Genomic DNA, 15523 nt, shown 5'->3' with positions numbered 1-15523 from the left:
AGTAACATTACTATGAATGTTATTCGCCCAATTCAGCGTAGCGACTATGCCGCTCTGCATGCCATTGCCGAAGAGTCTGGTATTGGCTTTACTTCACTGCCAGTGAACGAAGGATTACTGCGCCGTAAAATTGAGAAATCAGAAAACTCGTTTGTTGATGGCGTCATCGAGCCAGGTAATCAAAGCTACTTATTTGTAATGGAAAACACCGCTAATCAACACGTGGTAGGGACCACAGGTATCGAGGCTGCGGTAGGCCTTGATGATGCGTTTTACCATTATCATGTTGGCAAAGTCGTCCACGCATCGCGCGAGTTAAACATTCACAATACCGTGGATATTCTTACCTTCTGCAACGATTATTCCGGCGTTACCGAGATTTGTACGTTGTTTTTACGCGAAGAAGCTCGTGGTGGCGTGAATGGACGTTTTCTGTCAAAAGTCCGCTTTTTGTTTATGGCTGAGCACCCCGAGCGCTTCTCCGACACTGTAATTGCAGAGATGCGTGGAGTGAGTGATGAAAACGGCTGCTCGCCGTTTTGGCAATGGCTAGAAGAGCACTTCTTTTCCATGGACTTTCCAACTGCGGATTATTTAACCGGTATTGGCAACAAAGTCTTCATTGCTGAACTCATGCCCAAGTACCCGATTTACACCAGTCTATTGTCGCCAGAGGCACAAGCGGTGATCGGCAAGGTCCATGAGAAAACCAAGCCGGCATTGCAGTTACTTGAGCAGGAAGGTTTCAGCTGTCGTGGATATGTTGATATTTTTGATGCAGGCCCAACGGTAGAAGCTCAACTGCAGAATATCCGAACGGCCCAAGCAAGTCGCAAGTTACCAATTGAGATTGTTGATAGTGCAACTCAAAGTGCCGTTGACAGCATAATAATAAATACGTCCATCGCCAATTTTAGAGGCGTTGTGAATCCGGTCTCTGTGGATGAGGAGCGACAAGTTGCACAGGTTACTGCGCCAGTTGCTGCTGCTCTGCAGATCCAAAGCGGTGATTTTATTCGCTTCGCGCCGGTTCGATTAGGAGATACTCAATGACTCAAAACACCTTATTCATCAACGGTCAATGGTCTGCGGGGCATGGCCATGCCATCCAGTCTGTTGACCCAGCTAAAAATAACGTTATCTGGCAAGGTGTCAGTGCTTCAGCGGAAGACGTTGACAGTGCCGTGAAAGCGGCAAGAGAGGCTTTCCCCGCATGGGCGCAGCGCAGTTTTGCAGAGCGTATGGCCATCGTTGAAGCTTTTGCAGAGCAACTTAAAGCGAACCAGAGCGAACTGGCTGCAACAATAGCTAAAGAAACCGGTAAACCGCAGTGGGAAACCGCAACTGAAGTCGCAGCAATGGTCGGCAAAGTAGCTATTTCTGTGCGCGCTTACAATGAGCGTACCGGTACAGTCGAAAATGCAATGCCACAAGGAAAAGCATTTATCCGGCATAAGCCACATGGTGTCGTTGCCGTGTTTGGCCCCTATAATTTCCCAGGGCATTTGCCGAATGGCCATATCGTACCAGCATTGCTTGCAGGCAATACCGTGGTCTTTAAGCCTAGTGACCTGACGCCGATGGTTGCGGAGCATACCTTACAGTTATGGCAGAAAGCAGGCCTGCCAGCTGGCGTAATTAATCTGGTACAAGGCGAAGTTGAAACCGGTAAAGCTCTGGCTTCACATAGCGACATTGATGGCTTATTTTTCACGGGGAGCTCACGCACGGGCAAGATGTTGCACGAACAATTTGCTGGCCACCCAGGCAAAATATTGGCCCTTGAAATGGGTGGCAACAATCCTTTGATCGTGAAAGACGTTGCAGATATCGATGCGGCAGTGCATGACATTGTGCAATCTGCTTTTGTCACTTCAGGGCAGCGTTGCACCTGTGCGCGTAAACTATTTATTCAGAATGGTGCTCAAGGGGATGCCATCCTAGCTCGCCTGATTGAGGTGACCAAAGCCATCAAAGTAGGTGATTATGACGCTGCTGAACAACCATTTATGGGGGCTATGATTTCAGCGAATGCGGCGGCACAGATGGTAACTGCGCAGGAAAAGTTACGCGCATTGGGAGCCACATCTCTGTTGGAATTGACCCAGCCGGACCCAGAAAAAGGGTTTGCAACACCTGGGATTTTAGATGTGACCGCAATTATTGATGAGCTTCCGGATGAAGAGCATTTTGGTCCGTTATTAAAAGTCGTGCGTTACGATTCTTTTGACGATGCTATTCGTTGGGGTAATGCGACAAGCTTTGGTTTATCGGCTGGATTGCTCGCTGATGATCGCAATGATTATGAGCATTTCCTAACCCATATTCGTGCCGGCATTGTGAATTGGAATCGTCCCATTACTGGCGCTTCCAGTGCCGCCCCCTTTGGTGGCATCGGCGAGAGCGGTAATCACCGTGCCAGTGCCTATTATGCAGCCGACTACTGTGCTTATCCGGTGGCTTCGGTCGAACTTGATAAAGTCACTATGCCGGGCACGCTTAGTCCGGGTTTATCGTTTTAACTACAGGAACACACATGCATACTCAAGTTGAAAGTTTATTTGACGCTTTATGGCAGGACTATATTGCGATCACGCCTTCAGCACACGAAGTACACAAATTGCTTGCCTCTGAGGACGAAGCGATTATCAACGATCACGTCGCTTTTCGCACCTTCGATCGTGCCAAAATCAATTTAGATAAGTTGGCAGCACACTTCCTAGCACTGGGCTACGAAGCCAAAGGTGATTATAACTTCGAAGCAAAGAAGCTAACCGCAAAGCACTTTGAGCATCCAAACAGCACTTATCCCAAAGTGTTTATTAGTGAGTTACGTGTTGATGAACTATCAAAAAATGCGGCTGCGATTATCGATAAAATGATCGACCAAATTAGTGATGATGCGGCAACGCAAACTGACTTTCTTTATTCCGGAGCACAATGGCAAGTCAGCGCTGCTGATTACCGTGCACTCGCTGAAGAATCAGAATATGCTTCTTGGATGGCAGCATGGGGTTTCCGTGCTAACCACTTCACCGTCAGCATTAACCAACTGCAAAGTGGCTTATCGTTGGCCGCAGTGAACGAGCTGTTGAAGGAGAATGGGTTTAAACTCAATACCTCAGGTGGCGAAATAAAAGGTGGAGAAGACGTTTATCTGGCGCAATCCTCAACCATGGCTGACAAACAAGCGGTAGAATTTACTGACGAAACACTAACGATCCCGAGCTGTTTCTATGAATTTGCTCAGCGTTATACTTTGCCCAATGGCGAGCTGTATCAAGGTTTTGTTGCAGCCTCAGCTGACAAAATTTTTGAAAGCACCAACGCAAGCTAAGCTGTCTCCTCGGCCTTTTGTGTCCGTCCATGGCTGATAGCAACCGAACCTGATATGCTAAGCCCATTCATACCGAATGGGCTTTTTTATGCGCGTTTTATGCATTCTGCTACTGACATGTCTTGTGGTCGGTTGTGCCAGCAAAAGGATTATTACCGACCGCGACCCCAATTTTGACTTCAGCCAGATCCAGGCGGTTAGTGTGCAATCAACTGACGATGTGGAGAATCTTGCCCTACCTTACGTGAGTGAACTGCTAAAATCCAAACTGCGCGCCAGACAAGTGAATGTTGCCGATGATGCCCGCACCTTGTTGCAACTCAGCGTTCGCACTGAAGAACGCCCGAACGATCAGGCTATTTCAATCGGACTCGGCTCTCAGACTGGGGGGCGCCACTCAAGCATTGGTATTGGTACCTCGGTCAGCCTCCCTCTCGGCGACAGGACAGTCGACTGGCAAATCATGCAACTGGACCTAATTGCTAATCAGCAGGTGGTGTGGACCGCGCAAGACGAAGCTAAAATAAGCATTCGGGATGGCAAAGGACTCAATGAGTTACACGATAAAATGTTGGATCGCCTGCTAGCCCAATTACCGGTACCTCAATCAGCGGAGCCACAACCATGAATTATTCCGGCAGCTGTCATTGTGGCAAAGTAAGGTTTAGTGTCGAGTTGCCCGACAACATTGAAGTAGAAGACTGTAATTGCAGCATTTGCCAAAAAGCTGGCTACTTGCACGTCATTGTACCCAAGCGGGCGTTCACTATCGAGCAGGGCGCCGAGGATTTGCAGCTATATACCTTCGGCAGTGGTATTGCTAAACACTATTTCTGTGCCACTTGTGGCGTTAAGCCCTTTTATATACCACGCTCCAACCCAGATGGAGTCGACGTGAATTTACGCTGTTTAGACCAACGTCCTCCAGCCGTCACTATTGTTGAATTTGATGGGCAGAATTGGGAAGCGAATGCGCACACGTTAGCGCATAAAAGTGAGTAAATGACTCTTCAATCTTATCCCCCCTTTTGCAGCCTATTGCAGGTCTAGTCTAATTTTAGGGTTATTTTTTTGCGGTTAGCAGCAGGCTGACCCAACACCAAGTATCTATCCCACACTAAAACTAATCATACTCCAACGTTGCAGCTGCTTTTTGTGCGCGTTCAGACCATTCATTTGTGTTCAGATCTGTAGCCGTCAGACCACGGTTAATATCGATACCGGTGTACCACCATTCGTGTGCATCAATATTAATAGGGCCCACAACACGCTCAAAAAAGTGTACAGGGAAAACATAGTTGTCGATGGTCTGATACTTTAAATAACTGGTGTCCACATGTGCGCCCTGTGTTGTTGCAAAGCCTTCTAAGGTAATATGCAAGCGATAGGTCAATGATGTGGCTCGGTTGATCCAAAGCGTAATGTAATCCACCTCGGATTCACCTATTCCCGGACGCAAAGTGCCGTTTATCCGATAATAGGTATCACCATCCAGTTCACCATCACTCAACCGACGCCAATCAGTCACTCGGTTGGCTAACCCGAGTGGGCCCAAGGTGAACAAATAAAAAGCATCCGACGTTAATGCAGCCGCGGCCTGAGTTTGTCGGTCCTGACTGGGTTCTCCATCATAAGTCACGAAGGTATTATTCTCAGATCGATAAACCCACTTGGTGCCAGCATCGCCATTAAATATAGCGCTGTAGACCCGCGGCATGACAATAATCCGCTCCTCTGAAGTCTGCCGATATCGATGGTCAGTGACTAGTGGCTGGATTTTGGTGATCAAATAATGCCATTCCCCATCAATTGCCACATTCACATCGTTCAATTCGGATATATAGTCACCGCCATGTGCTTGCCAAGACTGCTGGAAAATCGCCTCAGCGCTAAGGCCATCTGAAAATGCTTGCGGTACTTTTTCGAACTGTGGGGAGGTTTTCGCACAGCCGCTCAAAATACTAATACTCAGCAGCAGTCTAAATAGGGTTGTGACTCTAACCTGAAACATAAGCGCCTCGTGCAACTTTAATGATAAGTTTGCATACGCACCGATGCCATGCAGGGATTACACTGGCGTAAAATTTCACTCAACAACCGCTTAACAATAATTATCTGCGCAGAAAATTGGGGGTTAACTTTTTCGTACGATTTGGGTCATACTAATAATTGAATTTAACCATGATGATTTCAATGGCACGTATACGTAGTCTCCACTTCAGCATACTCCTATTACTTATGTTCTTGCCTTCGTGCTCGGTCATAAAGGACGTAAAACAAGAACTCGCGGTAGCGGACTCTCTGTCGGTCATTAGTGGGCGGGTGACTATAACTGAGAATAAACCGTTACATTCTGTGCATGTGCTATTGATGAAAAAAGCTGATGATTTTGATCTGATATTAATTAACCAAACTGCGGTTGACGCCAATGGTGACTATACGTTTGCAGTGCCTCCGGGAGAATACTTTTTAGTTGCCTTCAATGACGTTAATGGTGATAAAACCTATCAAAGCGATACTGAAATGGCCGCCTATTATGGTCAATTGAATGGTCCCCCTGCAATGATCAATGTCTCAAAGGTCCAGAGTTATCGGGCGCAACCGTTAACAATAACCGGCACATTGATTAACTCAGGCGATTATTCCGTTACTGTCGACTTACCCACCTCAAGAATAGCCACTGGTCGCATAGTCAAAGTGAGCGACCCCATCTTTTCTCGTAAAAACGCATTGCTTGGTATGATACGCCCGATCGAATTTGTGCAGACCGTGGGCGGTGGAATTTACTTATTCACAGAATACGACCCAACTAAAATTCCCGTTATTTTCATTCACGGGATTGGTGGCAGTATCAGTAATTGGGAGAGTTTAATCGCGAACTTAGATACCACGAGGTATCAGGCTGTTGGGGTTTTTTACGCGAGCGGGTTTAGACTCGATCTGATCAGTGACTTTATTCTTAATGGCGTGAATCAATTGCAATCGCAATATGGTTTTGCTGAGTTTTACGTTGTTGCCCATAGCATGGGCGGATTGGTCAGCCGTTCATTTATCAAGAAATACCTTGCCACACCACGAGCAGCCGACATTGGTCTATTTGCTACCATCAATAGCCCGATGATGGGTATGGACAGCGCGAACTCTGGCGTCAAATATTCGCCGATCATCATACCGTCTTGGCGGGATGTCGCGGCTGGCAGTGAATTTATTCAAGAGATAATGGCTTGGGATCTACCCGATCATATCCCCTACTACCTTTTCTTTACCTATGAAAGCGGCAGTGGCGACGATGGCGTGGTGTCTTTAGAAAGTCAGATCCCACTCAAACTACAGCAAGAAGCTGCGCAAATGTTCGGTCTCACGGGTTCCCATGCGGGAGTGCTGGCGGATCCAGTATTTGTGGAGCAATTCAACAAAGTCTTAAAGCGCTAAATCTGATAATGCTCTCTACGCTTGCAAGTGCCAAGGCTTTCTGGTTTGCTTACGCCACAATTGACGCCACAACGCTCATTTAATTCACTATGCACACAGAGCAATTGCAACAGGTTTTAAACCATGCCAATCAATGTATGGCAGACCAGCAATATGCCCAAGCAATTGCCCTATTAAACCAAGCGCTCAAGCAAACGCCGAATTTCTTCCAAGGCTGGTTAAAATTAAGCCAATGCTTGTATCTGGCGCAATACTTACCGCAAGCGCGTGATATTGCCCAACACGCAGAGCAATTCGACCCATTGGCGAAGGAGTTTAAGCAAATCCAACACGCCATGGCGCTCAAGGCCTACGTAGACGCCGACCAAATTGCACAAGATATGCTGGATGCCTGCCCGCACCATCCCAGGGCATTATTTACTCTCGCGCACGTTGCGTTACTGCATAATGATCCTGAAAAAAGCGCTCACTTGCTCGAACAGCATATTCAATTTCTACCTGCACATATGACACTGCGACAACTACTGCTGGATAGTTATGTGCAGTCAGACAATTATGCTGGCGCATTAAAATCTGCGGAAGCACTTGTACAGCTGAATGAATGCTATGAGAGCTTATGGCGGTGGATAGGCTTGTTGCTCAAATACAGCCAAACTGATGTGCTGTTAGAGGCCTGTGCCAGAGCAGCAAAATTCATCAACAATGAGCCGCAAAAACAAACTCAACTGGCGCTAATTCGAGGCCAAGCTTTGCGCATTGTTGGTCAACGCGATGATAGCATAAAAGCCTTGCATGCAAGTCTTCACGCAGACTCCCTAAATGCTGACGCATGGTGGGCGTTAGCCGATATGAAAAACTATCGTTTTTCTGAGGATGAGATAAGTAGGCTTGAACACCTTGCAAACACCGCTTCCCTGCCAGCCAGAGCGAGAGCGATTGCGACATTTGCGTTAGCCAAGGCAACTGAACTGTCGAGCGGAATCAAATCAAGCATGTCACTCTACGCGCGCGCAAACCAGCTGTTTCCGGCGCAGCACACGACCATACAGCATATGGAAACGGAGTTTGAGCGACGCAAGAAAGCCTTTTCAGCTGGATCATTGCAGACCCAAGCTAAACCTCTCGACAATCAGCCCTGCCCCATATTTATTGTCGGCATGCCCCGTGCAGGCTCGACGTTAATTGAACAAATTCTTGCCAGCCACCCCGAAATCGAAGGCACCATCGAACAACCCACGTTGCCGGCCATAGAACGAGAAGCTCAGAGGTTGACTCAAAAAAGCCAACAGTTGGACTTGTTTGCTGCATTGCCCCAAATGCGGCAACCAGAACTTACCCAACTTGGCCAGAACTATCTCGATAAGGGCGCGCTGTTCAGACGTGAAAACCGCAAATTCTTTGTTGATAAGCAACCCTTCAATTTTCGCTTGATTGGACTTATCCATAAAATACTACCCCATGCCCGGATCATTGATGTACGCCGCCACCCGATGGATTGCGGCCTAAGTCTGTATAAGCAATTTTTTCATGCGGGCGTCGATTTCAGTTATCGCTTGAGCGATATTGCCAGAGCGATTAATGCGTATGATTCTCTGATGCAACACTGGCACACTGTGCTCCCCGGGCGCATCATTACCGTGCAATATGAAGATCTGATCGCCTCCCCTGAGCAAGAAATTCGCCGTTTGTTGGACCAAGTGGGGGTATGCTATGACGAACGGTGTTTACACTTTCATCGCAATACTCGCAAAATACATACGGCAAGCAGTGAGCAAGTGCGAGAACCTCTTTATACCAGAAGTATTGACGTATGGCGTAGGGTTGAAATCGAGTTAGCAGAACTGCAGCAACATTTGCACCCCACGCTACGGTAACAGCTTAAACTGCGCTACACCGCCGTCATAGAGTTGATAGGCTTCTTCACACTTACACGTTTTTCACCAAAACGCATAATTGCACTACCATTGTGCGTCAGGTTGCACTAGCATTTAGCATAGTGTGGCGAAATATTGCACTACGCCGGCGCTAAACCGCTTCATACGGCGGTTGTCAGAGATGGCATAAAGTATGCTCAAAAACCATAAATAAAAAGCTCGTTGAGGTAAACGAAATGAAAGCACACACACAAGAACATGGCATCAAGCGCTCTGCAGTGTCGTTATGCATTGCAACCGCGCTCGGTTTAAGTGCAACGGGAACTGTTGTTGCGCAAGAATCGCAAGCTGAACAAGAAGCCGCAGTAGAAGTGATCAGTATCACAGGCTCAAGAATTCCTACCGACCCTAATGTGGTTTCTTCAGTTCCCATCCAATCGCTGGATAGCAAAGACATTGCCTTGTCGGGCGAGCTCAACTTGGCAGATGTCGTCAATGACATTCCCGCCTTGATCTCTTCCACGACGTCTGAGAACAGTTTAACTGGTGCCAACGCGCTAAACCTGCGCGGTCTCGGTGAAGACCGCACATTGACCTTGGTTAATGGTCGTCGCCATGTGGCCGGTTTCCGTGGTTCGCAAGCGGTTGATATCAGCACCATCCCGCGCGCACTGGTCGAACGTGTGGAAGTGACCACCGGCGGCGCATCAGCAATTTATGGTGCGGATGCGGTGACCGGGGTCGTTAACTTTATCTTAAAAGATGACTTTGAGGGCATTCAACTGAATGCCACCAGCGCCATTCCAGAAGAATCCGGCGGTGAAAGCTTTGCCTTCGATGGCGCATTTGGTAAAAACTTTGATGATGATAAAGGTAATGTGGTATTAACCCTTACCTTAGAAAAGGAAGAAGAATTACTGCATGGTGACCGCGAATGGTCACGCAATAACGGTTTGCATCAAATCGTACCTGACCCGAATAACAGTGATCGTCGTATCCTCGCCAGCGACGTTCGTTATTGGTTAACCTCGAATGAAGGTTCAATTGCACCAACGTTTGGCGGTCGAGATATTCTTTATGTTGATATCAACAATAATGGTATTCCTGACTGTCAGGAATCACTGGGTGGGCAGACCGGCTTCCTTGCGGGCTGCTGGATAACCAATCCAGACGGTACGGTACGCGTAAATTCTGACGGTCCGATTTATAATGGATTGTTAAGTAGCGGTGGTGACGGCGGTAAATTTAACTTCGATAATGACACCTTGATGCCCAATACTGACAAGGTGGTGGTTAACTTAAACGGTAACTACCAACTCACCGATGACCTCAATGTGTTTTTCGAAGCAAAATACGTCAATACTGAAAGTAATGTTTATACAGAGTATGACTCATACTACGACACATTGTTTATTTTACCGGATAACCCATTTATTCCTGAGCAGCTGTTACCGGTAGTTGACCAAACTGGCGGTTTATTATTAACCCAAGACGCCATTGCCTGGGATGATGACCCAACGACATATGAGCGCGAAACCATGCGTTTTGTGGGTGGTTTTACTTGGGATTATGATATCAACCACTCGCTCGAATTTGCGGTAAACCACGGTCGTTTTACTAACACCACCGACTATACTGACCAGTATATCGATCGTATTTTCGCAGCGATTGATGCCACAACGGATGCTAACGGTAATATCGTTTGTCGTTCAGACTTAGATCCAAACGCAGCCTATGAAATTGATTATTTTGCCTATAACGTGAACTATGCCGACGGTAATTTCTTTAGTGACCAGTACTACACCTTTACCCCTGGTGATGGTCAATGTGCGCCGTTAAACCCCTTTGGTACCGACGCCCTAAGCCAAGAAGCCAAAGACTTTATTTCCGTGCGTAAGCAAGACAAGCTGACTATTGAGCAAACCGTATTGTCATTAACTGCAGTCGGTTCGTTTGAAGTGCTGGACAGCATATTGGATGACGCCATTGGCTACGCTGCCGGTATCGAATACCGCGAAGAATCCAGTGACAACCGCTTGGACCCCGTCGAGCTAGGTATTCTGCCGCAAGGTACATCTTATACACCGGGTATATTGGTTAGCGAAGTATCGCCTTGGTTAAACTTCATTACGGGTATTGATAACGTACAGCAATTCAATACTGCCGGTGAATATGATGTTTGGGATACCTTTGTTGAGGTTCGCTTACCGATTTTTCTTGATCGCGAGTATGCCTATGAGCTAACAGTTGATGGTGCAATCCGTCTTGCAGACTATTCAACGCTGGGTAATGCGACTACGTGGAAGTTAGGTTTCTCATATAGCCCAGTAGAAGATTTCAATTTACGGGGTACTATTTCAGAGGCCGTACGCGCCCCCAATATTACTGAACTGTTTGATCCGCAGTTGCCAATCACAGTCGATTTAGATGAAGATCCTTGTGATCCAGCGAACATTAATGCAGGAACAGGTGAGCGCTTACCAAACTGTGTCGCTTCATTGGAGGCTCTAGGTATCCCAACGTCTGAAATACTCGATGGTAACGGTAATTATATTTGGACTAACCCACTAACAGCACGCTTCAGTGGGACGTCTGGCGGTAATCCAAATCTAGACGTTGAAACAGCAGAAACGCTAACATTAGGTGCTGTATTTAGACCAAGCTTTATTGAAGGTCTAACGCTAACCTTGGACTACTGGGATGTTCAAATAGAGGATGCAATAGGTGCAGTAGCTGCTAGCGATATCCTAAATGGGTGTTATGATTCTGCAAGCTTCCCGAATCTAGGTTTCTGTCAACAGTTCTCACGTCGCGCAGACGGTGGCTTAAATAATTTAACTACGGGTGAACTTAACTTTGCTCGAGTCGAAGCCGATGGTTATGACGTTTCTATCAACTATACCTTCGAAATGGATGAGAACGAGTTTGGTATCAACCTTGTTGGTACTCGCCAAGAATCATTAAATCGTTTCTTTAATCCTACCGATCCAAACGATGTGGATGTTGTTTTGGAAGAAGTCCAAACGCCAAAAACCTCAGGTAATATCGAACTTAGCTGGGCTCGTGGCCCACTCAGCATGGCCTTCCAAACCACTTACCAAAGCCGTCAGGCCTATGGTGCAGTTGAGAGCTCATTGGGTATCAATGGCTTTGAAGCCTTGTTTGATGATGGTGGTTTCTACAGCAGTGTGACAATCCACGACATCAATGCCAGTTACGAGTTTGATGAAAATCTAACGGTGTTTGGTGGTATCAACAACCTGACTGATGAAAGCCCATTCCTCACTGAGCTTGCATGGCCAGTTGGCCCTAGAGGACGTACGTTCTTCATTGGTGTGAACTATTACATGGAGTAAATAGTTAACTCTACAAAAAAGCCGTGATGGGCAACCGTCACGGCTTTTTTTTGCTTTATTCTTTGATTAATAACTGCAGTTCAACATCAAGCTGACCCGGTGGCGCGGTATCACTTAAGATCACCATGCGCGACTGACCGGTTGGTGTTAGCCCATTGGCAAGGGTTTGTCGAATCAATCCCTCCCATTCTGCTGCAAGCCCCTCGGCTGAACCTTGATAAACTAGCGTAGCGGCTCTTGACGCCGACTTACGCATAACTCGATTGCCCGCCGAATTCATCGGCACGCCTGAGTATGGGAACCCCATGGTCAATGAAACTTCATGCTCGCCTTGCAGCCCATCGAAGAACAAGTGCAGCTTACCATCCACGCCACCACCAGAGCGCACCAAACTTTTCACTAAGCTAAAGGTCTTACGCGTGACATCTTGCTTGAGTGATTGCAGGGTTGTGGTCAAAGTTGAGGCATAAAAACGGGCCTCAGGGAGTTCAACAATAGTGAGTACATTAGCCTCTTCAGGTAAATCTTGAGGCACATTTTCGCGCTCACTCTCGGCACTCTGTAGCGCGAGCTTTGGGTTACTCGTTTGAGCATATTCGGGTAACTTAATCGTAGTTTCTGCGGGCACGCATTCTCCCCACAACTGTTCTGATTCAGCACGTGACGGAGGAGCAGCATCAATATAATCCAGCCATTGCTGTGGCAAGTCTCCCAACCCACCCAGCAGTTGCGCATTGATGAATGCTCGGCGGGCTTGTTCATTATCCCCTTGTTTATGGCGCGCAATACCGAGTAACAAATTAACCTGACCGGCCTGTACGTCTGGCAGTACTTGATTGCAAATTAGCCCAATAACACGCTCCATGTCTTGCCATTGCTGTGCTTGCTGGTATAGCTCTGTGAGCACTAGGCCACGTTCTAAAATAGGCACCTGTTGTAAGCTCAGCCACAATGCCGCGCGCGCTTGCTCACTTTCCTTACTCTCGTACCACAGCGAGAAAAGCTGATAGTAACGATCCGCATCGGCTGCTACTTGCTTTGATTCAATGGCTTGTTGCAGCGTTCTCGCTGCCTTTTCGGGGGCGTCATTCCGGCGGTATAGTTCCACGAGTAACAGCCAATCCTGTTCACGCTGCAGCAGCCCCGCACTGGCCATTAGTGCCCAACGGGAAAGCGCCGCGGGATGATCATTGGCTTGCGTGTACAACGTCGTCAACTGACGAGCAAGTTCGATGTCATTGGGATACTTTATCGCAAGGAAATGCAGTGCCTGTGCCGCCAGAGCTGAACTGCCTGCATGATAGAGTATCGCAGCAAGCTGTCTAATCTGCTGTTCATCTATTTGCGCCAACTGTTCTAATAACGGCTTTAGCCATGTCACTGCGCGGTGAAACTGCTCTTGTGCAAGGCTCGCGCGTGCTAACACAAGTCGGTCTTCTGTCTGCAAGACCACATCATTGTAGAGCTCTATCACTTCCGCATAGCGTTCTAGCAGTAGCAAAACTTGTGCATACTCCTGGCGCAAGGGTACACGCGCAAGCTCGTCTAAACTGTTACTTTGCAGGGCTTGCGCATAGTATTCTGCGGCCTTTTCATAGTCTTTTGCGGCTAACATATGTCGAGCGAGCGCTTGCCCGCTAAGCGCACGCTGATAATCATCATCAAGAGTGGAAAATGCCTGTTCAAGTGCTGCAATAGAGTCTAGTTCTGATGCACTGAGCGTCTGTTGCGGATCGATGAATAATCGACTGCGGTATTGAGCATCCACACGTTCGCTGAGACCACAAATAACCGTCAGTAGTAGCCAATGTTGTATTTTCAGCATACTTTATTACCCTGCCGGTTGTGGACAGCTTGGCAATAACTATTCGTCATAATAGGGCAAGTTTTGCGCATAATTCTGCCAGTCTAACTCTATCCTTTGCGTCATGATCACATCCTGCCCACTATCCAGCATCGCGCGTACATCATAGCGCCAGCGCTTAACGGCTTTAATCACCTCCTCTTCAAATATCCCTTTCGGACTCGCATCAAGCACTTTGATGTTGTGGGGTTTTCCAGTCGCTGACACATTAAATATAACCAACACCCAGCCATTTAATTGGTTCTGATAGGCAATATCCGGAATATTAGGTCGGCGTGTGGCATAGGGCCTAACTTCCACGAATCCTTGTCGAGTATCCGCGCCGAACGCTTCGTTCAATGCGGTATCTACGATCACGCTCTCTTGTCCCTGACCGAACCCATCGCCCAATTGCAAGCCGGCTAACGCTAATTCTGGTCCTTCGACAAGTTCGAGGGCGCTAACTTGAGTAGGTAAACTTTGCACATCAAGCAACGGCGATTTAGGCTCTGATTTAACTTCTTTCGGTTCTGGAGTATCGGTTTGAGGTGGTGGCGGTTGATTCATTGGTAATAGTTTTACGAAACCTGAGAATTCCACATCTGGCAAATCAGGTATTGGCCGCGTGATTAATTGGTGCATGAAGTAAAACAAAGCAACACTGACCCAAACAGCGGCAATTAAACACAGCAGCAACTTGCTGGCGTTCCTAAGGGGCGGTTTAGGTACAAAGAGACCGTTCATATAGCCGGAACAGGCTGAGCTGCGATCGAGACCTGCTCAACACCAGCCAACCGTATTTGATCCATGACGCTGATTAGCGCTTGTGTGCGCGCATCACTATCTGACTGAATAACTACGCCGCCCTGTGGATTTTGCGCATGCAAACGGGCTACAACACTGCGCACTGAGCGGATATCCACAATACGATTGTCGATCCAAACCTCGCCTTGCGCGTTGATCGCAACCAATATTGTCGTGTTGTCTTTACGTTCAGCGCTCTGTGCTTGCGGCGGGTTTACTTCAATACCTGATTCTTTCACAAAAGACGTGGTCACAATAAAAAAAATCAACATGATAAACACAATATCGAGCATTGGCGTCATATCAATTTCCGCCTGTTGTGCCGCACGTTTACGTTTAAATGCATTCATGCTCTAAACCCCAAACTGTCGCGCAATAGTTGCCCGCACTGCTCTGCCTTCTGGCTAATACGCAGCGCAAAATAGTATCCGGATAGGCCCACCACCAGTCCTGCCATGGTTGGTAAAATTGCCTGGTAAATCCCCGCCGACATGGCTTGCACATCGCTGTTACCATTCAAACTAATCAGGTCGAACAGGTTAATCATGCCGGTGACGGTCCCGAGTAGACCGGTCAGCGGACACACCACAATTAGCGTATGAATAATTTTAATCCGCGCCTGCAGTCGCAATTCGACTTCCGTTATCACAAATTGTCGCTCACTGCGTGCTATCCAAGGATTAGGGCTTGCTTGCGATTGCCAGTACTCCAGCGCGCGCTTAACTAGACCTGGATACTCAAACCGAAAGAACCAGAGTCGTTCAAAGATACACACCCACAGCAATGTACAAACAAAAAAGACTAACCACAGGACCCACCCGCCCTGCTGGAACAAGCTATCCAGTCCACTCCATGCTTCACGCAGCACGATTTCCAC

The 15523-nt window shown here is 47.6% G+C and carries 13 protein-coding genes; 8 read left to right on the top strand and 5 right to left on the bottom strand.

All coding sequences use genetic code 11. From position 1 onward, the window contains the following. Nucleotides 1-12: 12 nt before the first annotated feature. The 5 genes from astA to AC121Z_RS01950 all read left to right on the top strand — a co-directional run bounded on the left by astA (nt 13) and on the right by AC121Z_RS01950 (nt 4339). Nucleotides 13-1053: an arginine N-succinyltransferase gene (gene astA, locus AC121Z_RS01970; protein WP_498126214.1), complete on the top strand. Its 1041-nt coding sequence runs from the start codon at nt 13-15 to the stop codon at nt 1051-1053. Next, entirely contained in the window at nt 1050-2522 is a 1473-nt protein-coding gene (gene astD, locus AC121Z_RS01965; RefSeq protein ID WP_498126212.1) for a succinylglutamate-semialdehyde dehydrogenase, read from the top strand. Before astA ends, astD begins: the two co-directional genes overlap by 4 nt. 14 nt (nt 2523-2536) lie before the next feature. Beyond that, nucleotides 2537-3337, top strand: a complete 801-nt coding sequence (locus AC121Z_RS01960) for a DUF1338 domain-containing protein (RefSeq protein ID WP_498126210.1) — start codon at nt 2537-2539, stop codon at nt 3335-3337. 88 nt (nt 3338-3425) lie between these two features. Continuing rightward, on the top strand, nt 3426-3965 hold the full coding sequence (locus AC121Z_RS01955) for a DUF4136 domain-containing protein (protein ID WP_498126209.1): 540 nt from the start codon (nt 3426-3428) through the stop codon (nt 3963-3965). Then, nucleotides 3962-4339: a GFA family protein gene (locus tag AC121Z_RS01950; protein ID WP_498126208.1), complete on the top strand. Its 378-nt coding sequence runs from the start codon at nt 3962-3964 to the stop codon at nt 4337-4339. The genes AC121Z_RS01955 and AC121Z_RS01950 overlap by 4 nt, the downstream gene beginning before the upstream one ends. Nucleotides 4340-4460: 121 nt before the next feature. Here AC121Z_RS01950 and AC121Z_RS01945 read toward each other — a convergent pair whose 3' ends face one another. Then, entirely contained in the window at nt 4461-5348 is an 888-nt protein-coding gene (locus tag AC121Z_RS01945; protein WP_498126207.1) for a hypothetical protein, read from the bottom strand. Nucleotides 5349-5530: 182 nt separating this feature from the next. Here AC121Z_RS01945 and AC121Z_RS01940 point away from each other — a divergent pair, with 182 nt between their 5' ends. The 3 genes from AC121Z_RS01940 to AC121Z_RS01930 all read left to right on the top strand — a co-directional run bounded on the left by AC121Z_RS01940 (nt 5531) and on the right by AC121Z_RS01930 (nt 11999). Further along, entirely contained in the window at nt 5531-6769 is a 1239-nt protein-coding gene (locus tag AC121Z_RS01940; RefSeq protein ID WP_498126205.1) for an alpha/beta fold hydrolase, read from the top strand. Between the two features lie 89 nt (nt 6770-6858). Beyond that, complete coding sequence (locus AC121Z_RS01935) at nt 6859-8643, top strand: tetratricopeptide repeat-containing sulfotransferase family protein (protein WP_498126204.1); 1785 nt, start codon at nt 6859-6861, stop codon at nt 8641-8643. 236 nt (nt 8644-8879) lie between these two features. Continuing rightward, a complete protein-coding gene (locus AC121Z_RS01930; protein ID WP_498126202.1) occupies nt 8880-11999 on the top strand; it encodes a TonB-dependent receptor domain-containing protein in 3120 nt (1039 codons plus the stop codon). 55 nt (nt 12000-12054) lie between these two features. On the opposite strand, the gene AC121Z_RS01925 is transcribed toward AC121Z_RS01930, so the two are convergent. From AC121Z_RS01925 to AC121Z_RS01910, 4 genes are read right to left on the bottom strand one after another with little or no spacing between them, the layout of a single operon-like run. Next, nucleotides 12055-13824 (bottom strand): hypothetical protein, encoded by a 1770-nt coding sequence (locus AC121Z_RS01925; RefSeq protein ID WP_498126200.1) that lies wholly within the window; start codon nt 13822-13824, stop codon nt 12055-12057. A 39-nt stretch (nt 13825-13863) separates the two neighbouring features. Beyond that, nucleotides 13864-14538 (bottom strand): energy transducer TonB, encoded by a 675-nt coding sequence (locus AC121Z_RS01920; RefSeq protein WP_498126198.1) that lies wholly within the window; start codon nt 14536-14538, stop codon nt 13864-13866. A gap of 44 nt (nt 14539-14582) precedes the next feature. Further along, nucleotides 14583-14996 carry an ExbD/TolR family protein gene (locus AC121Z_RS01915; protein WP_498126197.1) on the bottom strand — a complete coding sequence of 138 codons (414 nt, stop codon included), beginning with the start codon at nt 14994-14996 and terminating at the stop codon, nt 14583-14585. Continuing rightward, on the bottom strand, nt 14993-15523 hold the full coding sequence (locus AC121Z_RS01910; RefSeq protein WP_498126195.1) for a MotA/TolQ/ExbB proton channel family protein: 531 nt from the start codon (nt 15521-15523) through the stop codon (nt 14993-14995). The genes AC121Z_RS01915 and AC121Z_RS01910 overlap by 4 nt, the downstream gene beginning before the upstream one ends.

The organism is Alteromonas sp. DYW1, from assembly GCF_059752595.1.
Note: the sequence above shows the minus strand (reverse complement) of the source record. Positions and strands in the feature narration are given on the sequence as shown.

Excerpts from the sequence above, each read along its gene's own strand:
- astA (WP_498126214.1), top strand. The coding sequence starts at position 13 with ATGAATGTTATTCGCCCAATTCAGCGTAGCGACTATGCCGCTCTGCAT.
- astD (WP_498126212.1), top strand. The coding sequence starts at position 1,050 with ATGACTCAAAACACCTTATTCATCAACGGTCAATGGTCTGCGGGGCAT.
- AC121Z_RS01960 (WP_498126210.1), top strand. The coding sequence starts at position 2,537 with ATGCATACTCAAGTTGAAAGTTTATTTGACGCTTTATGGCAGGACTAT.
- AC121Z_RS01955 (WP_498126209.1), top strand. The coding sequence starts at position 3,426 with ATGCGCGTTTTATGCATTCTGCTACTGACATGTCTTGTGGTCGGTTGT.
- AC121Z_RS01950 (WP_498126208.1), top strand. The coding sequence starts at position 3,962 with ATGAATTATTCCGGCAGCTGTCATTGTGGCAAAGTAAGGTTTAGTGTC.
- AC121Z_RS01945 (WP_498126207.1), bottom strand. The coding sequence starts at position 5,348 with ATGTTTCAGGTTAGAGTCACAACCCTATTTAGACTGCTGCTGAGTATT.
- AC121Z_RS01940 (WP_498126205.1), top strand. The coding sequence starts at position 5,531 with ATGGCACGTATACGTAGTCTCCACTTCAGCATACTCCTATTACTTATG.
- AC121Z_RS01935 (WP_498126204.1), top strand. The coding sequence starts at position 6,859 with ATGCACACAGAGCAATTGCAACAGGTTTTAAACCATGCCAATCAATGT.
- AC121Z_RS01930 (WP_498126202.1), top strand. The coding sequence starts at position 8,880 with ATGAAAGCACACACACAAGAACATGGCATCAAGCGCTCTGCAGTGTCG.
- AC121Z_RS01925 (WP_498126200.1), bottom strand. The coding sequence starts at position 13,824 with ATGCTGAAAATACAACATTGGCTACTACTGACGGTTATTTGTGGTCTC.
- AC121Z_RS01915 (WP_498126197.1), bottom strand. The coding sequence starts at position 14,996 with ATGAATGCATTTAAACGTAAACGTGCGGCACAACAGGCGGAAATTGAT.